This is a genomic window from Streptomyces sp. NPDC056486 (genome assembly GCF_042795295.1).
In the GTDB taxonomy this organism is placed as follows: domain Bacteria; phylum Actinomycetota; class Actinomycetes; order Streptomycetales; family Streptomycetaceae; genus Streptomyces.
Genome location: NZ_JBHTSF010000027.1, coordinates 33,017 through 53,841, shown reverse-complemented (window position 1 = coordinate 53,841; position 20,825 = coordinate 33,017). Strand labels below are relative to the sequence as shown.

At 68.4% G+C, this 20,825-nt stretch carries 9 protein-coding genes, 1 pseudogene and 2 CRISPR repeat arrays; of the genes and pseudogenes, 7 read left to right on the top strand and 3 right to left on the bottom strand.

Going from position 1 to position 20,825, the window contains the following annotated elements:
- The first annotated feature begins 24 nt into the window (after positions 1-24).
- The 3 genes from ACFQ7F_RS14115 to crcB (ACFQ7F_RS14105) are packed head-to-tail and all read left to right on the top strand — an operon-like array spanning position 25 to position 1,246.
- A complete protein-coding gene (locus ACFQ7F_RS14115) occupies positions 25-390 on the top strand; it encodes an ArsR/SmtB family transcription factor (RefSeq protein ID WP_383270165.1) in 366 nt (121 codons plus the stop codon).
- A gap of 51 nt (positions 391-441) precedes the next feature.
- Positions 442-849, top strand: coding sequence for a fluoride efflux transporter CrcB (gene crcB, locus ACFQ7F_RS14110; protein WP_383270163.1), 408 nt, complete (start codon positions 442-444; stop codon positions 847-849).
- A gap of 22 nt (positions 850-871) precedes the next feature.
- Positions 872-1,246 carry a fluoride efflux transporter CrcB gene (gene crcB / locus ACFQ7F_RS14105; RefSeq protein ID WP_383270162.1) on the top strand — a complete coding sequence of 125 codons (375 nt, stop codon included), beginning with the start codon at positions 872-874 and terminating at the stop codon, positions 1,244-1,246.
- A 101-nt stretch (positions 1,247-1,347) separates the two neighbouring features.
- Here crcB (ACFQ7F_RS14105) and ACFQ7F_RS14100 read toward each other — a convergent pair whose 3' ends face one another.
- Entirely contained in the window at positions 1,348-1,695 is a 348-nt protein-coding gene (locus ACFQ7F_RS14100; protein ID WP_383270160.1) for a tetratricopeptide repeat protein, read from the bottom strand.
- 176 nt (positions 1,696-1,871) lie between these two features.
- On the opposite strand from ACFQ7F_RS14100, the gene ACFQ7F_RS14095 reads away from it, so the two are divergent.
- The 3 genes from ACFQ7F_RS14095 to ACFQ7F_RS14085 all read left to right on the top strand — a co-directional run bounded on the left by ACFQ7F_RS14095 (position 1,872) and on the right by ACFQ7F_RS14085 (position 5,500).
- Positions 1,872-2,837, top strand: a complete 966-nt coding sequence (locus ACFQ7F_RS14095) for a pirin family protein (protein ID WP_383270158.1) — start codon at positions 1,872-1,874, stop codon at positions 2,835-2,837.
- A 1,204-nt stretch (positions 2,838-4,041) separates the two neighbouring features.
- Entirely contained in the window at positions 4,042-5,121 is a 1,080-nt protein-coding gene (locus tag ACFQ7F_RS14090; RefSeq protein ID WP_383270156.1) for an IS110 family transposase, read from the top strand.
- 187 nt (positions 5,122-5,308) lie between these two features.
- A complete protein-coding gene (locus ACFQ7F_RS14085; protein ID WP_383270155.1) occupies positions 5,309-5,500 on the top strand; it encodes a hypothetical protein in 192 nt (63 codons plus the stop codon).
- A 16-nt stretch (positions 5,501-5,516) separates the two neighbouring features.
- Here ACFQ7F_RS14085 and ACFQ7F_RS14080 read toward each other — a convergent pair.
- Positions 5,517-5,730 (bottom strand): annotated as a pseudogene (locus ACFQ7F_RS14080) (IS110 family transposase); the annotation flags it as partial.
- Positions 5,731-6,437: 707 nt separating this feature from the next.
- Positions 6,438-7,142: direct repeats of the CRISPR family, unit length 24 nt; unit sequence CGGAACACCCCCACGCTGGTGGGG.
- A gap of 5,682 nt (positions 7,143-12,824) precedes the next feature.
- Positions 12,825-13,154 (bottom strand): hypothetical protein, encoded by a 330-nt coding sequence (locus tag ACFQ7F_RS14075; protein WP_383270153.1) that lies wholly within the window; start codon positions 13,152-13,154, stop codon positions 12,825-12,827.
- Positions 13,155-13,879: 725 nt separating this feature from the next.
- Positions 13,880-17,496: direct repeats of the CRISPR family, unit length 29 nt; unit sequence CGGAACACCCCCACGCCGGTGGGGAGGAC.
- A gap of 582 nt (positions 17,497-18,078) precedes the next feature.
- Between ACFQ7F_RS14075 and ACFQ7F_RS14070 the strand changes: the two genes are divergently transcribed.
- The gene (locus ACFQ7F_RS14070; protein WP_383270152.1) at positions 18,079-20,805 is read left to right on the top strand and encodes a CRISPR-associated endonuclease Cas3''; all 2,727 of its coding nucleotides are present in this window, start codon (positions 18,079-18,081) and stop codon (positions 20,803-20,805) included.
- Positions 20,806-20,825 lie beyond the last annotated feature (20 nt).

Sequence of the window (20,825 nt, the reverse complement as noted above, 5' to 3'; positions counted from 1 at the left end):
TGACGGCATCGCTAGGATGACGCCATGGGCCACGGAGTCGACGACAAGAGCAGTGCCACCACGCGTGAACGCCTGGACAGCGTGGGGGCCGCCGATGTCGCCGCCACCCTCCAGGCCCTGGCGACGCCCTCACGGCTGCTGATCCTCGCCCGCCTGCAGGAGGGCCCCTGCGCGGCCGGAGACCTGGCCGAGGCGGTCGGCATGGAGCAGTCGGCCTGCTCCCACCAGTTGCGCCTGCTGCGCAACCTCGGCCTGATCACCGGCGAACGGCACGGCCGCTCCGTCATCTACGCCCTCTACGACCACCACGTCGCCGAACTCCTCGACCAGGCACTCTTCCACGTCGAGCACCTGCGCCTCGGTCTGCGGGACACACCGGCGGGCGGCTAGCCTGAGGGCGATCTTCAGCGGCGGTCTCTTGATTCCGTACAGGTGATTCAGGTGAGGGAGTACGGCGTGTGGCCCGTGGTGGCGGTCGTGGCCGTCGGCGGCGCGATCGGCGCGTCCGCCCGCTACGGCGCGTCCCTGATCTGGCCCACCGCCCCCGACGTCTTTCCGGCGGCGACGCTCCTCGTGAACGTCATCGGATGCGCCGTCATGGGCGTCTTCATGGTGATCATCACCGAGGTGCGGACGCCGCACCGCCTTTTGCGGCCCTTCTTCGGCACCGGCGTGCTCGGCGGCTTCACCACGTTCTCCACCTACGCGGTGGACATCGAGCGCCTGGTGGAAGGCGGCCACGTCCGCACGGGCCTGGCCTATCTCGGACTGACGCTGCTCACGGCCCTCGCGGCGGTGTGGAGCGCGGCGTGGGCGACGCGCCGGGTCGTGGCGTGGAGGCGACCGTGACCGGCCGGAACAGGGAGAGCCGGTGAACTGGATCTGTGTGATCGCGGGCGCGATGATCGGCGCCCCGCTGCGGTTCCTCACCGACCGTGCCGTGCAGGCCAGGCATGACACCGTCTTCCCGTGGGGGACGTTCACGGTCAACGTGGCGGGCAGCCTGATCCTCGGCGTGCTCACCGGCGCGACCGTCGCGGGCGCCGCCTCCTCCCACACCCAGCTGTTCCTCGGCACCGGCCTGTGCGGCGCCCTGACGACGTACTCGACCTTCTCGTACGAGACGCTGCGGCTCTCCGAGGGCGGTGCCCGGTTCTACGCGGCGGCCAATGTCGTGGCCAGTGTGGTCGCGGCGCTCGGGGCGGTCTTCGTGGGTGTCGCGTTGGCGGATGCGGTGTGGGTGTGACGGGCTGGGCCCGGAGATACGGCCAGGGCGCCGATGGCCGCTGCCATCGGCGCCCTGGGAGAGCGTGACCGGTCCATCTGCTGCCGGTCCCGGCCCGGGGATCAGGCCTCCGCGAAGTCCCCCGAGAGGGCCGCGGCCATCCGCAGGTGCGGGGCCGCGTCCGCGTCACGCCCCTGCCGCTCGAGCGTGCGGCCGAGGAGCAGCCGGGCGTACTGCTCGACGGGGTCGAGCTCGATGACCGCCCGCAACTCGGTCTCCGCTCGCCGCAGTTGCGCCGAGTGGTAGTAGGCACGGGCAAGGAGCAGACGCGGGGCGACCTGCTCGGGCACCTCGTCGGCCAGGGCGTCGAGGATGCGCGCCGCCGTGGCGTACTCCTTGGCGTCGAAGAACTGCCGCGCGCGCTCCCAGCGCTCCGCCGCGGTTCCGTGGTCGTAGTACGTCGTGTCCACTGTTGCCTCCTTCGAGCGCTCCAACGACCCCAGATAGTTAAAAATTCCACTAACCACTTCCGCCGACCGTTCCGCTGCCCCTTTCCACCGCTACGGCACTGGTGCGGCGGTTCCTCCGGAATGAGCCGGAGCGCGTGCCCTGACGGCAGGTGCTCCACGGGTCTAGGTTGTGCGGCATGAGCAATCTTGATCGCGAGCCGGTCCCGTCCCTGTGCGGCGGGCGCGGGTTCGTCGTCGCCGAACCGGTCCGGGAACTCCTCAGCCCCAAAAAGGTCAAGCTCGGCGAGTCCACGGAGGTCCGCCGCCTGCTGCCCAACCTGGGTCGCCGCATGGTCGGTGCCTGGTGCTTCGTTGATCACTACGGCCCGGACGACATCGCCGACGAACCCGGCATGCAGGTGGGCCCCCACCCGCACATGGGCCTGCAGACGGTCAGTTGGCTGCACGACGGCGAGGTCCTGCACCGTGACTCCACGGGCAGCCTCCAGACGATCCGCCCCCGCGAACTGGGCCTGATGACCTCGGGCAGAGCGATCTCGCACTCCGAGGAGAGCCCCAGATCGCACGCCCGCCTCCTGCACGGCGCCCAGTTGTGGGTGGCACTGCCCGACGTCCACCGCAACACCGACCCGCGCTTCGAGCACCACGCCGAGCTGCCCCTGGTCACGGCCCCCGGTCTGACGGCGACCCTCATCCTGGGCACGGTCGACGGCACCACCTCGCCCGGCACGACCTACACCCCGATCGTCGGCGCCGACCTCACCCTGACCCGCGACGCCGACGTACGCCTCCCGCTGAACCCCGACTTCGAGTACGCCGTTCTGTGCATGTCCGGCGAGACCCGGGTGGACGGCGTCCCCGTACTGCCGGGCTCGATGCTGTACCTGGGCTGCGGACGCACCGAACTGCCGCTGCACGCCGAGTCGGACGCGGGCCTGATGCTCCTTGGCGGTGAGCCGTTCGACGAGGAGCTGGTCATGTGGTGGAACTTCATCGGGCGGTCGAACGATGATATCGCACAGGCCCGTTCGGACTGGATGACCGGGGCCCGGTTCGGTGAGGTGAAGGGGTATGACGGAGATCCGCTGCCCGCCCCGGAGATGCCGACGGGACCGCTGAAACCGCGGGGTCGTGTGCGCTGAGCTGGGCGAATGTCTGCCCGGCTCGAGATCCGAAGGGATCTGGGCGCAGGGCGGCGACTAGGGGGCCACGATGTTGTGCAGCGCCTGGAGCCGGGTGCTGCAGAGGGGTTTCTCGGTCCAGGGTTTGATCTTCTGTGGCAGAGCTTGGCAGACCGAATGCTGACCCAATGCTGACCTTTCTGACGGGCCGTCAGGTCCGTTGGCTTGCAGGTAGGACGCACCTAGTTGCCCCTGCCGGTGATGAACCGCCGACCTGAATGCTGACCCCTGGTGGAGGTGAGATCATTTAAGCGCGCGGAGAGCTGGTGGTGCGCTGCGCCACTGGCCAGCTCTTTGTGGGGGTACGACAACCTCAGCGGTTCCAGGCGCTAATCGGCGTGCTGCATGAAGTTGAGGGCTGCCCCGCTTTCATTGCAGTCTTCGTCTCACGCGTGGCGTGGCGGAGTATCTGGTCGTCGGACTTGCGGTCATCTCTGTTCCGCGTTCTGGCGTGCGTGCCCGCTTTGTGTGGCACGGGGGACATGGGTGGCGACCTGGAACGTTCGGACGGTAACGCATTGCTTGCTCGCTGCGCGGGACAGTCCGACGGAGTGAACTTCGGGGCGCCAGCAGTACCGCCGCCTGAACCGGGAGTGATCGTCCGGCCGTTGGGCTACCCCGTCGCTTCGCGTTCCCTCTCCTCGGGTCGACGCAAGGATGCAGGGCTGTTGCGTGCAACGGTTGCAGGAGGGGGAAATCCGGCGTGTGATTGTCCGCTCCCGTAAGCGCTACGCGGCTCGGGGGTCCTTCCCCTTGGTGAGGGCCAGCCAGTGGCACGGACAAGCCTGCCGGCATTCACGCGGGGCGCGTTGAAATGCGCTGAAGGAACTTCTGCGGCGCCTGGTGGCATGCTGAGATTGGAGCGGTCGCCCTCGGGAAGCATGACGTCTAGCACTGCTCCTGCACCGCGGACTGGCTCCTGACGGTTTTGACCAAGGTGTCCTAACGATCCTGTGTCGACTCGGGCCGAGGCAGTGGGCTCGGACGCTGGTCCGGGCGAGCGTGTCTAGAGCTCTGCTATGCGGGCGTTCTCTGCACAGTGTCATCTGCGACCGCTTTCCGGGCCAGCGGCGAGGCTTGTGCGTGGGCCGACGGGGGTGAATGAACGATCGAACCGTCAGACTTTCACCAAGCCGCGGACCACGCTGCTAATGCAGGTGAGGTGGTGCTCGGGGTCGATTCGCATCGTGACGTCCACGTGGCGGCAGTGGTGTCGATGCTGGGGCAAGCCCTGGCTACTGAGCGCTTTCCTACCACGGCAAGTGGCTATCGGGACCTTGTCGAGTGGGCCTGTGGATGGGGTGTGGTCCACCGGGCGGGGGTGGAGAGTTCCGGAAACTACGGGGCGGCGCTGTCTCGGCATCTGCTGTCTGCAGGCATAGAGGTTGTGGAGGCTCCTGGCCCGGGTCGCTCGGCCCGGCGCCGGCGCAGCAAGTCGGATGAGGGCGACGCAGTCGCTGCTGCCCGCTCCGTGCTCAGTGGCCGCGCGCAGTTCCCGGTCAACACAGGCAAAGGGCCTATCGAGATCGCACGCATGTATGTGATGGCCAAGGACTCTGCCGCACGTGCCAAACGGCAAGCAATGAACCAGCTGCGAGCCATCCTGGTTACCGCAGACCCAGTCCTGCGCGAGGAGTTGCGGAGTCTGAAGCGCCGAGCGCTCATCCTGGCCTGCCTGCAGTTACGCGAAGGCGACGAGGAGACGGATCCGCTGGTACGGGCAACCCGATTCACGTTACGCGTGTTAGCTGAGCGCATCGAGCAACTGAGGGTGCAGGCTCTACTGCTGGAACAGCGCCTGGAAGGCGTGATCGTAACGCACTATCCTCGCCTACTCGAGGCGCTCGGAGTCGGCCCCCATAGCGCGGCAGTGCTGCTGATGGTCCTGGGAGACAACAGCGCGCGCATGCGAGGTGAGGCGTCCTTCGCGGCCTTGTGCGGGGCAAGCCCCGTCGAGTACTCATCGGGCAGCCGGCAGCACCGCCGGCTCAACCGCGGCGGCCACCGGCAGGCGAACGCTGCGCTTCATCGCATCGTGCTGTCACGGTTGCGCTGGGACTCACGGACTCAGACGTATTACGAGCGACGCGTGACCGAGGGGAGGACCCGGCGGGAGATCATCCGCTGCTTGAAGCGGTACGTGGCTCGCGAGATCTACCGCCTGATCAGCGCCAGCCGCAAGGAATTGAACGGAACTGCCTCGCGGGGTGCACTCCTTGCGGAGCACCCAGCGCTGACCAGGTGATCTTCTGGGGGGTGCCCCTATCTGTTTGGTCAAGGTGATGCGGGCTGCTGGTGGGTGAGGATGGGCGCATGACGACCTGGTTCCGTACCTACTACGAGGACGAAGATCTGTGGCTGTACTTCGAGGCCGATGACGAGGCTGGGCGGCGCGTCACGTTGAGGTTCGGGGAAAGGAATCAGGGCCGGTGATGGCTGCCTCTTTGGAAGAGGTGCTGCACTTGCGTGATCATGCCGATCGCGCGGCCATGGGCAGCTATGAACGGCACTACGGCGTCCTGGCCGAGGCCGTACTGGATGGCTGGCAGGACCCGCCGCAGGCATCCGAGATCTCTGCGGAGGAGTTCGAGCTCTTTGTGGGGCGAGGCCAGGCGAATTCTTGATTCTCCAGGCTGATCTGGCGGGCTGAGGTTCGTAGAAGGTGCCGTCGCGGAGCATCGCGAAGAGGACGTCTGCCCGCCGTCTGGCGAGGCAGAGCAGGGCCTGGGCGTGGTGCTTGCCCTGGCTTCTTGTCGTAGTAGGCCCGGGAGGCAGAGTCGCCCAGGGCCGCGAACGCGGAGACAGTTCGCTCCCGAGTCTTCACCAGGGCCTCGCGGGCCGGAACACCCCCACGCCGGTGGGGACGACACGGACCGTGTCATGCCGAGCATCACGGTGGTCGGACCACCCCCACGCCGATGGGGAGGGCCGCTACGCCTCCACGTTGAGGCGGGTCGCGCCGGGACACCCCCACGCCGATGGGGAGGACTGCGGCGTGCTCTCGATGTCAACGGCCGTGGCCGGAACACCCCCACGCCGGTGGGGAGGACTCCGAGGTCGAACTCACCCCGTTCCGCGTCCACGGAACACCCCCACGCTGGTGAGGAGGATGGGTGGCCCCAGATGTACTGACCATCGGCAGTCGGAACACCCCCACGCCGGTGGGGAGGACATTTCTCAACGCGCCGGATCACTCCAACTCGCCGGAACACCCCCACTCCCGTGGGGAGGACCAGTACCGTTCGGCGTTCCCCTTCGGCTCGACCGAACACCCCCACGCCGATGGGAAACCCAACTCCAGGACCACACTGCGGTCCTGCGTGTCGACCTTCCCCAAGCAGGTGGGGAGGACCGGCTCACTTGCCTCCGGCCGTTTCGATGGCCGGAACCACCACCCGGTGGCCAGGACACACCCGCCCCCAGGACTGGGTTGAGGAGGGAACACCCCCACGCCGGTGGGGAGGACGCCAACTCCACTGGGGAGGGCCACTGGAAGCTCGGAACACCCCCTCACGTCGGCGGGGAGGACTGGACGTCGCTCTACCCGGACGGGCACTTCCACGGAACACCCTCAAGCTGGTGGGGAGGACCGAACGTGATCGCGCAATGGCTACGCGCTGCGCGGAACACCCCCACGCTCGTGGGGAGGACGACCGTCGTCCGGTCCTTGCGGAGCGGGACGGGGGAACACCCCACGCTGGTGGGGAGGACGCCGTGTAGGTCAGGCAGTGGTGCAGAGGCATGCCGGAACACCCTCACGTCGGTGGGGAGGACCACGACGTCGGCTCGTGCCCTGAGCGCGCCACCGGAACACCCCCACGTTCGGTGGGGAGGACGTCGTCCGGGGGGTGCTCCAGGACGGGCGGGGCGGAACACTCCCACGCCGGTGGGGAGGACATCGCACGGGCCCGCAGCATCGCACGCGGGAACGGAACACCCCCACGCTGGTGGGGCTGGCGGGGAGGACTACGGCGTCACCGGTCACACGTCTGAGCAGTGCGGAACACCCCCACGCTGGTGGGGAGGACGTGACCTGCTCCAGGTCAATGCCCACCTCAGGTGGAACACCCCCACGCTGGTGGGAGGACGAAGAGGCTGAGCAGCGCCGTGTTGAAGAGGTCGGAACACCCCCACGCCGGTGGGGAGGACGGACTCCTCCAGGCGTGAGGGACCCACTCCCGCGGCACACCCCCACGTCGGTGGGGAGGACAACGCGGGCTTCAATCCCTTGTCGTACAGCCACGGAACACCCCCACTCGGTGGGGAAGACCTACGGCTCGGAGGCTTCCTGACCTTGGCCAACGCCCCCCCACGTCGGTAGGGAGGACTGGGAACGCATCAAGGAGCGCAACGCGTCCACCGGAACACCCCCACGACGGCGGGGAGGATGGCCTGCTCGTACGAGACGGCGATGGCGGCGGCGGAGCAACCCCCACGGAGGCGGGGAGGACCACCAGGCCGAAGCTCCCGCCGTCCCCGCCGATGGGACACCCCCATGCCGGTGGGGAGGACGTAGAACCTGGCCGGATCGCGATCCCTGAGGACGGAACACCCCCCCCACGTCGGTGGGGACGACGCCGTGTAGGTCAGGCAGTGGTGCAGGCACGCCGGAACACCCTCACGTCGGTGGGGAGGACACGATGCCCAGGCCGCGGCTGTCCGCGGTCCACGGAACGCCCCCACGCGGGTGGGGAGGACGCATACCGCAGGAGTACCACGTCCCCGATGGGCGGAACACCCCCACGCTGGTGGTGGGGGGACTGGCTGCGCGCCAACTTCCCGGACCTGGTCATCGGAACACCCCCACGCTGGTGGGGTGGACCGTCCGAAGTCGTCGGACAGGAAACTCGACTTCGGAACACCCCCACGCCGGTGGGGAGGACGCCAACTCCACTGGGGAGGGCCACTGGAAGGTCGGAACACCCCCTCACGTCGGTGGGGAGGACTGGACGTCGCTCTACCCGGACGGGCACTTCCACGGAACACCCGCACGCCGGTGGGGAGGACGTGGTGCCCGTCTTCCTCAACCCGGCCCGGAGCGGAACACCCTCAAGCTGGTGGGGAGGACCGAACGTGATCGCGCAATGGCTACGCGCTGCGCGGAACACCCCCACGCTAGTGGGGAGGACTCAGTCTCGGTGAATCCGTTCATCTCCTGGCACGGAACACCCCCACGCCGGTGGGGAGGACGAGGGAAGCGACGCGGCCACCGTCTACGACGCCGGAACACCCCCACGCCGGTGGGGAGGACGAGGGAAGCGACGCGGCCACCGTCTACGACGCCGGAACACCCCCACGCCGGTGGGGAGGACCCCGCCGTGCCCGCACAGGATTGATGTCCGCACGGAACACCCCCACGCCGGTGGGGAGGACAACCGGATCCAGTCCTTCGTACGCGCCTTCGTCGGAACACCCCCACGCCGGTGGGGAGGACAAGCCTCGGACCACAGGGCGTCGCCGGGCTGGCGGAACACCCCCACGCAGGTGGGGAGGACGAGTCCGTCACCGGCAACGCGTCCGGCCGCACCGGAACACCCCCACGCAGGTAGGCTGGACCCGAAGGCGGTCACCGACTCGATCCACAACTACGGAACACCCCCACACACGTGGGGAGGACTGCGGCGCCGAACGGATCAGCGTCGTCTCCTACGGAACACCCCCACGCAGGTGGGGAGGACTCACCAGGGTGGTACGGCGGAGCTGTCTGGATCGGAACACCCCCACACTGGTGGGGAGGACGAAGTCGAAGCGACGAACGCCGAGTTCGAGGCCGGAGCTCCCCCACGCCGGCGAGGAGGACTGCAGGGCAGGGTTCCACTTGCGGCGGGCGGCCGGAACACTCTATGTCGGTGGGAGGAGGGCTCCGCGCGGCGCCGTCCTCTCCAGCCTTCTGACGGGCGGAACACCCCCACACTGGTGGGGAACATCGGCTACCTGTTCGTCGACGATATCCACAACGGAGCACCCCCCCACGCCGGTGGGGAAGGCGAGGGCTGGAGCGACGCCGTTGCCTCCCGGACCGGAACACCCCCACGCCGGTGGGAGGACGCGGCCTCAGTGAGGCCGATCTTGCCGTCCACCGGAACACCCCCACGCCGGTGGGGAAGACGCCAGGATGTAGCCGGTTCTCTGCCGAAGATCGGCACACCCCCACGCCGGTGGGGAGGACAGGTCGATCACAGAGACCATGTCCCGGTCGCCCGGAACACCCCCGCGTTGGCGGGGAAGACGGGGTGCACGGCCCGGACCTATGGGCGACGGACGGAGCATCCCCACGCTGCGGGGAGGGCTCCGTCACCATGATCGGTGTCGTCCAGGATCAGCGGAACACCCCACGCCGGTGCGGGGTGGGGGGGGGACCAGCGTTTGGCCGGGCGCGGGTGAAATGAACTTTTCATGCAGCGGCGAAACGGAAACGCGAATCTGTCAGAGTGAGAATCTGTCACTGAATCCGGTGGCGTGGGACTGAAAGTGGAGACTCCACAAAACCAAATCCCTACAGTGGCAGTTGGTGGAGCATCCAGCGTGCGCAGCACGCCACGCTGTGGTCCACACAACGCAGCGGCCCGGCCTGGATGGCCGGACCGCCGCTACACAGTGATCAGTCGCCGGGCTCGCAGCCGGTCAACGGTGGATGAACTGGAGCATTTCCAGCTGGAACTGGAGGAGCGCCACCACCAGAGACCAGAGCTGCCAGTCCGGCGGCTCTTCCATCGGATCCACGGATCGTTCTCCTGGTGCTGTTGTCACCGCGGCTGGCTTGCCGAGGAACCGCGTGCCGGCCCTCGAGGAGCCGACAGGCCACACAGGTAACACGCCGTGGGATCGACTCTAGAGCCACCAGTGGCCTGCTCACGTCGATGCGCAAAAAGTTCAGCCCGGAGAGGTAATTCGGCATCACCTCGGCGCGATTGACTGGACAGCAGGAAGGGGAGGCATGGCCCCTTCCGGCCGCCCGTGCGTGATCACATGGCGCAGCGCCGTGGTGGGGAGGGACCCTCTGCGAGCCTCGAGTCAGTCGTCGTGGACGCTGGTCGTGGCTGAACTACAAGCCGATCTGCGCCGACCGGGCACACGCGTCCAAGGTGCTCGCCGGCTACGACAACAACCGGGCCCAGGCCCGGGAGATCGCGCAGACCCTTGACGGGGATTCCGCGCGCGAGCGCCGCGACCGAGCATGTGCATGGAGACGCTCGTCGCGCCTGTCCTAGGCCGCGAGCAGAACATCGTGGTGCCCGGCCCGCACAGACCGCCGGCGATGCACCCCCGACGTCAGCCCCACCGGCGAACGCGCCCAGCAACTGCTGCGCGACCGAGCGCAGGCGGAACTCTTGTCCATGCGGATACAGCAGTGCGAAGGCACGGCGGTCTCCCTGGGCGAGGGCGTATACCGGCTTGCGTGGGAGTCCGGCGAGCAGCACCCCACCGTACCGTCACCGACCTCGGCTTCTACTTCCCCGTACTCCCCGAGGACGGGGAGTACGGGGACGGCCCGGTCCGGGTGCACTTCGCGTGGGAGTGCCCGGGAACACCGCCCGCGGGATGTGGCCCGGCTGCGGCGCATCACCTACGAATTCGAGTGGATCCACGGTGGCGGGCCTGGATGAGTCAGGGCGCCGCTCGGTCCGCCCCCTGCCCCGCCCGCGCCGGGTGTGGAACGGCGAACCGTCCTTCCGTACCTGCCATATGACCGACGCGACCTGGACCCCCACGCTGGTGGGGAGGACGAGCACCGGCCGCCGTCACCGGGCATGCAGTGCGGAACACCCCCACGCTGGTGGGGAGGACGTCGTCGTCGACGTCGACCACCACCGTGATGCCGGAACACCCCCACGCTGGTGGGGAGGACCTGCCCCAGTCCCGTGACCGACTGGTGTGGTGCGGAACACCCCCACGTCGGAGGGGAGGACGGCGTCACCGAACCCGTCGAACTCGCCTTCGCCGGAACACCCCCACGCCAGTGGGGAGGACGCAGGCCGCTACGCCGCGATGTGCGGGCACACCGGAACACCCCCACGCCGGTGGGGAGGACGGCGCTCGGCTGGCGGCGCGGCGCCGGTATGCCGGAACACCCCCACGCTGGTGGGGAGGACGGCACCGTGGATGACCTGTACCTGTACCAGGACGGAACACCCCCACGCCGGTCGGGAGGACCCCATCAGGGCGGACAGCCGTGCGGCGATCACCGGAACACCCTCACGCCGGTGGGGAGGACCCAATACGCGCTGTGACCTGGCGGTTAGCCAGCGGAACACCCCCACGCGGGTGGGGAGGACGTGTTGACCCGCACGGAGCCCGGGGAGCACTTCGGATCACCCCCGCGCTGGTGGGGAGGACGCCAGCAGCGCCCGCGCCGAGTCCATGGCGACCGGAACAGCCCCACGCCGGAGGGGAGAACGGCATCGGACCCGGGCACGTCGCCACGTGCGGCGGAACACTCCCGCGCTTGTGGGGAGGACACATTCCCGCCCCCGATGTTCAGCGGCGACGACGGAACGCCCTCACGCCGGTGGGGAGGACGTACCCATCACCCCGGCCGGGGTGATGTAGAGCGGAACGCCCCCACCTCGGCGGGGAAGACAGAGGCGTCCACCAGCTGACGACGATCGGCAACGGAACACCCCCACTTCCGGCGGAGAGGACAGACATCCAGGTCCGGGACAACGGAACACTCCCACGTTGGCGGCGGACTCCAGTGCCCGCGCCAAGCCACGTAATCGGTGGAACAACCCCCCGTCGGGGGAGCACTCGAAGGACTCACGAGCACGCTTGCGCTGTGCCGGAACGCCCCCACGCCGGTGGGGAGGACGCCAACTCCACTGGGGAGGGCCACTGGAAGGTCGGAACACCCCCTCACGTCGGTGGGGAGGACTGGACGTCGCTCTACCCGGACGGGCACTTCCACGGAACACCCGCACGCCGGTGGGGAAGGCTCGACGAGGCAGGAGATCAGTGCGACCCAGGACGGAACACGACCCCACGCCGGTGGGGAGAACGAGATCGGCCGCGGCTGTGGGTCCGACGTCGACGGAACACCCCCACGCTGGTGGGGAAGACTGGGCGTGCTGACAGCACTGCGGACACTGGTTCGGATACCCCCACGCCGGTGGGGAGGACAGCGTCAACGCGGCGTTGAGCGAGGCCGATGACGGAACACCGCCACGCTGGAGCGGGGAGGACCTGGATGACCCGCGTGGATGGCGCCACTCGGTCGGAACACCCCCACGCCGGTGGATAAGACAGTTGCAACACCTCGAACTCGCGGGCGGTCAGTGGAACACCCCCACGCTGGTGGGGAGGACGCCGGGGCCAGCTTCTCCAGGGCCTTCTGGAACGGAACACCCCCACGCCGGTCGGGAGGACCCCATCAGGGCGGACAGCCGTGCGGCGATCACCGGAACACCCCCACGCCGGTGGGGAGGACGCCGCGACGTTCGGGACCACTACCGGTGCGATCGGAACACCCCCACGCCGGTGGGGAGGACCCACCGACCCCCCTCCCTCCGCCGCTAGCCGTCGGAACACCCCCACGCCGGTGGGGAGGACTTCGGCTTCAGTCGGAGGGCGGGCGCTGACAGCGGAACACCCCCACGCCGGTGGGGAGGACCGTCGCTCCGTGGGCCGGGTGCCTTTTCTATGCGGAACACCCCCCACGCCGGTGGGGAGGACGACCAGGACCAGCAGGCCCAGTGCGCGGAGGTAGGACACCACCGCGGCGGCGGGGAGGACGGTCACGCCTGCTCGGGGTCGTCGGCCGGGTTCGGAACACCCCCACGGCGGTGGGGAGGACCTATCGGCGCGGTGGCCATATCTCCAGGCTGCAGCAGGCGCGACTGCCGGACATGTCGATTTCTCCCGAGGAGTGGCAAGCCCGCCGCTTACGCGTGGACGGAAGAACGGGCGACAGATGGCGGTGACCACCCATCGCCCGCACTCATCCCCCGGCGGCTAGTTCAGCTTGCGCCCCATGTGCTTGGACGCCCGCTCTCTGTCCTTCGTGTGCCACCACTCGAAAAGGTGGGTACGCACGAGCATCGCGAGGTAGCTGACAGCTCTATCATCGAGGTCGCCGCTGACCATGCTCGCCTCCTGCCCCGAGAAGGGTAGAGAGACCCGCCAGTGATCGCCGCCAACCTGCACGTCAACTTCGACAACCAAAGACGGCTGGATTTCAGCAACGCGCAGTTCAAGAATCTCGATAGAATTCCCAGCGCCCTGACTTTGGATCCCGATAAGCTCGCTTTGAAGCCTCTCTTGGACTAGCTCCACCGTAGCCATGCTTTCCCCTTTTAACAAGCAGCGTGCGCGCTGCGGGGAGTGTACTCAACACTGGCTGTGATGATCCCCTGGGGCGTGAGTCCGCCGGGCCTCCCGCCGAGCGGGCCAGCGTTGTAGACCACCTTGAAGTTCTTCCTGGGGTTGGGTGAGCACCCTGTACCGGGCTTGTATCGGTAGACCACGCCAGGAGAGGTCGTGTAGCCCTTCCACAGAGTGTCGCTGATTTTGGTCTTAAAGGAGCTGCTCCACCTGCCGCGCGCGACTATGTGGTTGTACCCCCACGTACCCTTGCCGCAGCGGAGTGGGATCTTCGAAGGGCCGCGATTGAAGTTGTACGCGACCTTCGAGTAGTGCCGGTTAGTGCACTTATTCGCTCGCACCTCTACGGCCTGGGATGCACGGTGATGGATGTCTGCCTGAGCGCTCGAAATGGGCGCCAGAACAAGAGAGCCGAGTGCCCCTGCAGTGACGAGAAAGGGTATGGCTATTTTGCGCACTGAACTCACGAGTTCCCCCACGTTTGATTGGTCTATTTGATCTTCCATGGGGCTCATGGCGGCGTGCAAGTGAATTTGATGTGGGCATCGTCACAGTGCGAGTTCAAGCAACAACTGAGAGTAGTTGATTGCTGTATTAATGCGGCTGCCGCCATTCGAGAAGGCTGAGCTCGGCATCCGGACTACAGCGCGGGCAGGCATCGGCCCGGCCCTTAGCAGGCACGCGGAACACCCCCGCGTCGGCGGGGAGGACGGCCACGACGACGAACTCGCGGTCAACTCCTACGGAACACCCCCGCGGCGGCGGGGAGGACGCCGGTGACGATTTTCCGCAAGCCGTGCATGACGGAACACCACCACGCCGGTGGGGAGGACGCGGCACGCAGCAGCACGTGGTGGGCGGGCACCGGAACACCCCCACGCCGGTGGGGAGGAGCCGTGCGCCTTGCCGAGGGTGGTGAGCGTGCTCGGAACACCCCCACGCCAGTGGGGAAGACGTGGTGGCGCACGAGATCGGCCGTGGCTGCGGCGGAACACCCCCACGCCGGTGGGGAGGACGAGTCCGGGAATCCTCTCGGCCCCGGTCACCGCGGAACACCCCCACGCCGGTGGGGAAGACGCGTGCTCGCGCTCGCGGCGGTCCGCCTCCTTCGGAACACCCCCACGCCGGTGGGGAGGGCCCCGAATCCGAGTGGACCGAGGACATCCGCGCCGGAACACCCCCCCCACGCCGGTGGGGAGGACCAGAACCTGGCACTGCGCGCGGCGGCCACGTTCGGAACACCCCCACGCCGGTGGGGAGGACCCCGCCCAGGCCCCCTGGTCGTGGGACGCCTACGGAACACCCCCACGCCGGTGGGGAGGACGCCAACCTCCTGGAAGGCACCTACGACGGGAGCGGAACACCCCCACGCCGGTGGGGAGGACGGCGCCACACCACACCCTGGAATGCTCGGGCTCGGAACACCCCCACGCCGGTGGGGAGGACCACGTCTTCGAAGAGAAGCACGGCAGGCCCACCGGAACACCCCCACGCCGGTAGGGAGGACTCGGACGAGATGTCCGCCACCCACCAGGCCCCTCGGAACACCCCCACGCTGGTGGGGAGGACTGCGCCGCGGTGTCGTTCTGCGCGGCGAGCTGCGGAAGACCCCCACGCTGGTGGGGAGGACCAATGGCGCCAGCCGGACTCGCCCATCCACAACGGAACACCCCCACGCTGGTGGGGAGGACCTGATGCGCAACGGCGATTGATACCTGGGCTACGGAACACCCCCACGCCGGTGGGGAGGACGCGATGTGGAACCAGATTCCGGAGCGCTCACCCGGAACACCCTCACGCTGGTGGGGAGGACACCTCCACGTTCAGCGCGAAGGCGTCGCTCTGCGGAACACCCCCAGGCCGGTGGGGAGGACCGGATATCCGAGAGCTGCCGCGCCGCGTCCATCGGAACACCCCCACGCGGGTGGGGAGGACAACAGGGTGGCGCTGCTCCCACTCGGCCACACCGGAACACCCCCACGCCGGTGGGGAGGACCCTTGGTACCTCCAGCGCATGGCGGCCCTGGACGGAACACCCCCACACCGGTGGGGAGGACCTTGAAGCGGTCCGGGGGAGTCGGTGGAAGGCGGAACACCCCACGCTGGTGAGGAGGACCTTGGCTGGCCTTATCGGTGATCTCGACGGCCTTACCCGCCTCCGGATCACCCTCACGTCGGTGGGGAGGATCTGATCAACAACCCACGGGGCCGCCAGGTCGTGGGAACACCCCCACGCCGGTGGGGAAGACTGGGTCGGTGAGCGTGGCCCCGAGCTCGTCCGCGGAACACTCCCACGCTGGTGGTGAGGACCCGTCGTAGAGACCGACGAAGTTGAAGCTGGGCGGATCACCCCCACGCTGGTGGGGAGGACGCGAGCATGCCCAGGGACATGCCGGTGATGACCGGATCACCCCACGCTGGTGGGGAGGACCACCCGCGCGGCCTCTGCTCCGTGAGTAGCGCCGGAACACCCCCACACCGGTGGGGAGGGCATGGTCCTCGACGAGGCCATCGCGATCAAGAACGGAACACCCCCACGCGGGTGCGGAGGACGCCCGGGAAGCCGCCAAGGTCGCCCACGACGTCGGAACACCCCCACGCTGGTGGGGAGGACACGAAGCAGCCGTTGAAGCACAGGTCGGGGTACGGAACACCCCCACGCTGGTGGGGAGGACACGCCCCCGGGGGGTCGCGCCCGTGACAGCCCGCGGAACACCCCCACGCTGGTGGGGAGGACGCCGGGATCAGACCCGGCTCGACGGCTGCTCCGGAACACCCCCACGCCGGTGGGGAGGACAGCCCCATGGCGTCGGCACCGGTCAAGCCCGCCGGAACACCCCCACGCCGGTGGTGAAGCAGGACATGACCGAGAAGCGGAACACCCCCACGCTGGTGGGGAAGACATCCTGCGCCTCGCCGTCCGGTTGGCCGCCGACGGAACACCCCCACGCTGGTGGGGAGGACTGGCGCTCCGCGACGGGCTGGAACCTGATGGGCGGAACACCCCCACGCTGGTGGGGAGGACTACATCTCCGGCACGAGCGAGACGTGGCAGACCGGAACACCCCCACGCCGGTGGGGAGGACGACGACAGCTTCGTCCTGAACTTCCAGCAGGACGGAACACCCCCACGGCGGTGGGGAGGACTCATCGATCTTGCGGGGGAATCCCGGTGCCAGCGGAACACCCCCACGCTGGTGGGGAGGACGTGGAGTTCGAACGCACCGGTTCGACCTACATCGGAACACCCCCACGCCGGTGGGGAGGATGAGCCGATCTTCGATCCCGTGAAGTGGCAGGCCGGAAGACCCCCGCGTCGGTGGGGAAGACGCGCCCAGGCAGGCCCGGCCCGAGCCGGGCCGCGGCACACTCCCACGTTGGTGGGGACGACCAGGCGACCCTCACCCTGCAGCGGGCGGACGCCGGAACACCCCACGCCGGTGGGGAGGACGCCCTGACCGCCTTCGGCCGCGCCGCCAGCAGCGGAACACCCCCACGCTGGTGGGGAGGACCGCGATCACCCACCCGAGCCAGATCATCATGCCGGAACACCCCCCCACGCTGGTGGGGAGGACGTCAGCGTCTCGCCTGGCGTCCGCGCCGAAATCGGAACACCCCCACGCCGGTGGGGAGGACGAGTCCGCACGGTTCGCGTGTGCACGCGAACGGGGAACACCCCCGCCGGTGGGGAGGACCGCTGGCGGGAAGTGCCGCGTACGCTCTGGGTCGGAACACCCCCACGCCGGTGGGGAGGACGGGATGTAGTCATCCTTGACTGTAAGAACAGGCGGAACACCCCCACGCCGGTGGGGAGGACAAGGTCGAGGAGGCCCCGGCCGAGGCCGGCACCGGAACACCCCCACGCCGGTGGGGAGGACGTGTCGCGCATGTCCGCCTGCACGTAGTCGGTCGGAACACCCCCGCGCTGGTGGGGAGGACGAGCGTACCCAGCCCGGCCCCGTAGACGAAGGCGGAACACCCCCACGCCGGTGGGGAGGACCCTGCGCGGCGGCCCATGATCAGCAGGATTTCCGGAACACCCGCACTCTGGTGAGGAGAGCGAAAAGGATCTGCCCGGCGGCGTCACAATCCGCGGAACACCCCCACGCTGGTGGGGAGGACCACAACGAGGGCGGCCATTCGATCCACAACCATGGAACACCCCACGCCGGTGGGGAAGACCACGTCGTTGTACGGCTCTCTGCTGTTGTCGACGGAACACTCCCACGCCGGTCGAGAGGACTCGACGGGCTCGTCGACCGTGAGGTCGAGCCGCGGAACAACCCACGCTGGTGGGGAGGGCGGCCGGTCTCGGGGATTCGGCCGGTGTCCTGCGGAATGTCTCCGCCTGGTGATCGCAGTGGGGAAACGGGTCTGGTTCTGGTCACCGCACGTTGTTCGTTTGCCCGGGCGTATCCCGCGGGCATCGCCGTCATGAAAAGGGGGTGACGGACCCCTGGGATCCGTCACCGTTGGCTCAGATGAGCCAGCTGACGAGTTCGTTGATCAGGGCACGGAGTACCGCGCTGACCACTACGCGTGAGACCTCGAGGAGGACCTCGCGTCGCAGGACGAACTTGTGCAGGAACCGGGACACTGTATCTCCAGGCGCGCCACACAGCCGAGGTTGCGCCACGTCCCTCGGGAGGGTCGTGCGTTCGTCTCGATGTGCCGTCGGCTGGAGAGCCAATGAGGTTCCGCGCACCTCCCAGAGAGGCGTACAGCAGTAAGTATCCTACGGGCAGAACGAGTTGGAGTACCTGCGGTAGACCGGATTCCCCTCCGTCGGCCTTCAAGGGGGCGCGGCAAGACGACGAGGAGTCGCCGGTCAGGCTCTTCCTGCTGCGTCCTTCTGACCTACCCCGAACCCGCGACAAGGAGCGCCATGTCCCTGGACTCCCGCCTCTGGGGCAAGGCTGCCCGGCTGGGTGAGAACGCCCGCGGTACACACAACACGCACCCCCTGATCTGTCACCTACTGGACACGGCAGCCGTCGCTGAGATCGTCTGGGACGAACTGCTGACCGAGCACCAGCGGAGCATGGTGGCAGGGGCGCTGCAGGTTCCGGAGGCGCAGGCGCGGGCGCTCGCGGCGTTCTGGGCGGGGCTGCATGACATCGGGAAGATCAGTGTGCCGTTCCAACTGCACCGGGACGGACCGAAGTACGAGGGCGGGAAGCTGCTGGCGCAGGAGCTGAGCGGTGAGCCGGGGTACGGATTTGGTGCCGGCGCCGCGCAGGATGGGCAGTCGCACGAAGCAGCAGCGCACTGGTGGCTGGTGGGCGTCTTTGAGGAGATCGGCTATCCGTCGTCGAGACGGCGTCCGCAGTCCCAGCTCAGTCATGCGGTGGCCCAGCTGCTCGGTGGGCACGGTGGCCGGTATCACCCGGTGGTCTATGACAAGGACTCAAGGTGCCCCGTCGCCCGTCATCCTGGTCTGGGCGCGGGCAGCTGGGAGGCGCAACGGCGGGTCCACTTCGACGAGGTGCGCAGAGTCACCGGGGCGAAGCCGGTTTCGCACGGGCGGATGACGCCGGGGGCGGCTGTTGTCCTGACGGGGCTGGTGACCTTGTCGGACTGGCTGGCCAGTATCGAAGAAGAGATCCGGACCCGGCTCAGGGAAGAGGGATGGGCCGGAACTCCCGAAGATCTGGACGCCTACTGGCAGATTGCCCGCACGGCAGCTGTCCGTCTGGTGCAGCAGACGGACCTGCTGGGTACGGGGTTCGCCCGGCCGCCGCACCCGGCGCAGGATGCGGGCGAGACTGGTCTCGGGGCAGGTATCGCACGTCAGTTGCCTGATCTGGTGACCGGGCACGGGCCGGGCATGGTGGTCGTGACGGCGCCGCCGTCCGAGGAGCGTACGGAAGCGGCGCTTCGTGCAGCGGCGGTTCTGGGGCATGCAGCGAACGCGCGAGGGCTCTTCTACGCGCTGCCGACCGGTGCAGCGGCCGACAGCCACATGGCGCAGGTGCATGCTTTCGCGAAGAAGGCCCTGACCGGCCCCTGGCGCTCGCTCCTGCTCCACAGCTCCTCCCGGTTGAAGCCGGCGGAAGCCGCGGAGCAGTGGGCGCATGCCCACGCGAGTGACGGAGTCAGCGCGGAGCCTGGTGAGGAGTGGGCCCCGGCAGCGAACAGCTGGCTCAACTCCCATCACCGTGCGCTCCTGGCGCCGCTGGGCACGGGAACGGTGGACGAACTCCTGCAGGCTGTCATGCCGGTGAAGTTCAACGTGATGAGGCTCTTCGCCTTTTCCGGCAAGGTCGTCGTGGTGGATGAAGCCCATGCCCGCGGCGCCTGGGGGCAGAAGCTGATGCTGCGGTTCCTGGAGTGGGCCGCTGCGCTGCGCATCCCGGTGGTCCTGGCCGCGACGGCCGCGGACCAGTCGGTGGACGCGATGCTGGCGGCCTACCGCCGGGGCGCAGGAGGGGACAGAGAGCCGCTGATGCAGCCGCGTCGGCCCCCGGGGTGGTCGTTCGTGGATGCTCAGACCGGAGGCGGACACCTGCCCCGGCAGCCGGCCGGAGCCGTTCGTGCTGGCACGCTGAGCATCACGGTCGTCGACGGTGCGCCCTACGACGAGATCCGGGCGGCTGTCGCGCCGATGGCCGCGACCGGCACCGGAAGGGCCGTCGTCTACCGGTCGACGCCGACGGAGGCCATCCGCACGTTCCGCCAGCTCACCCGGGACCTGCCCGGCCTCGATGCGATCCTGGTCCACGAACAGATGCCCAACAAGGACCGATGGCAGCGTCTGGCAGCCTGCCGAAGTGCCTTCTCTCCCGACGGCGCAGTCTCTAGGCCCTCGGTGCTGGTGACGACGCCGGTGCTGGAACATGTCCGGGGCCTGCAGTTCGACCTCGTCCTATCCGGGCCGGCACCACTCGCCAACCTGCTGGCCCGTGCGGCGCAGAGCACGGGGGGCCGGTCACGGCTTGTGGTGCTCGGTGCGGACCACGGGTGCGAACTGGACGACGCCGCGCTGGTGCGGCGCACTGACCTGCTCCTGGGGACCGGCAGGAGGGTTTCTTGGCCCGAAGAACTGCCCCTGCTGCTGGATGAGGTGTACGCCGACGACCTCGTCGCCAGGCTGGAGGAGTCCGCGGCCCATGAGCTGCGGCAGCTCGACAACCGGCGCACGGTCCGCGAACGCAGGGCCAGCGGGACAGCGGGTTGGCTGGATGTACCCGGACCGGGGGAACTCGGCGGCGACCTCGGCCTGCTCAGCCGCGACCACCCCGGCATGGAGCCGGAGCTGCTCTCCTTCGTGCTCGGCGAGGAGATGGTGCACGTGGTGTGCCTGTACCCCGGGCGCAACCAGCAGGGGCAGACGGTGCATCTCCTGGAAGACGGCGTCCTCAAGAAGAAGCTCGAACTGGATTCCAAGAGGAGACCGAGGCCGGGCCAGCTCGTCCCCTACCTGATACCGGTACCGAAGCGCCTGGTCGAGGGTGTGGAGGGCGATGCCAACAATGCCTGGAGGGGCATGCCGGCCCTCAAGAACGTCCTGCGCCTGAACCTGGAACCGGAGGACGGTAAGTGGGTGCACACCAGCGCGAAGCACCGATTCCACGTGGGTGAACTCGGCCTGACCATTGATCAGTTGTCGTAACGGCCCCCGCGGCCCCCGTG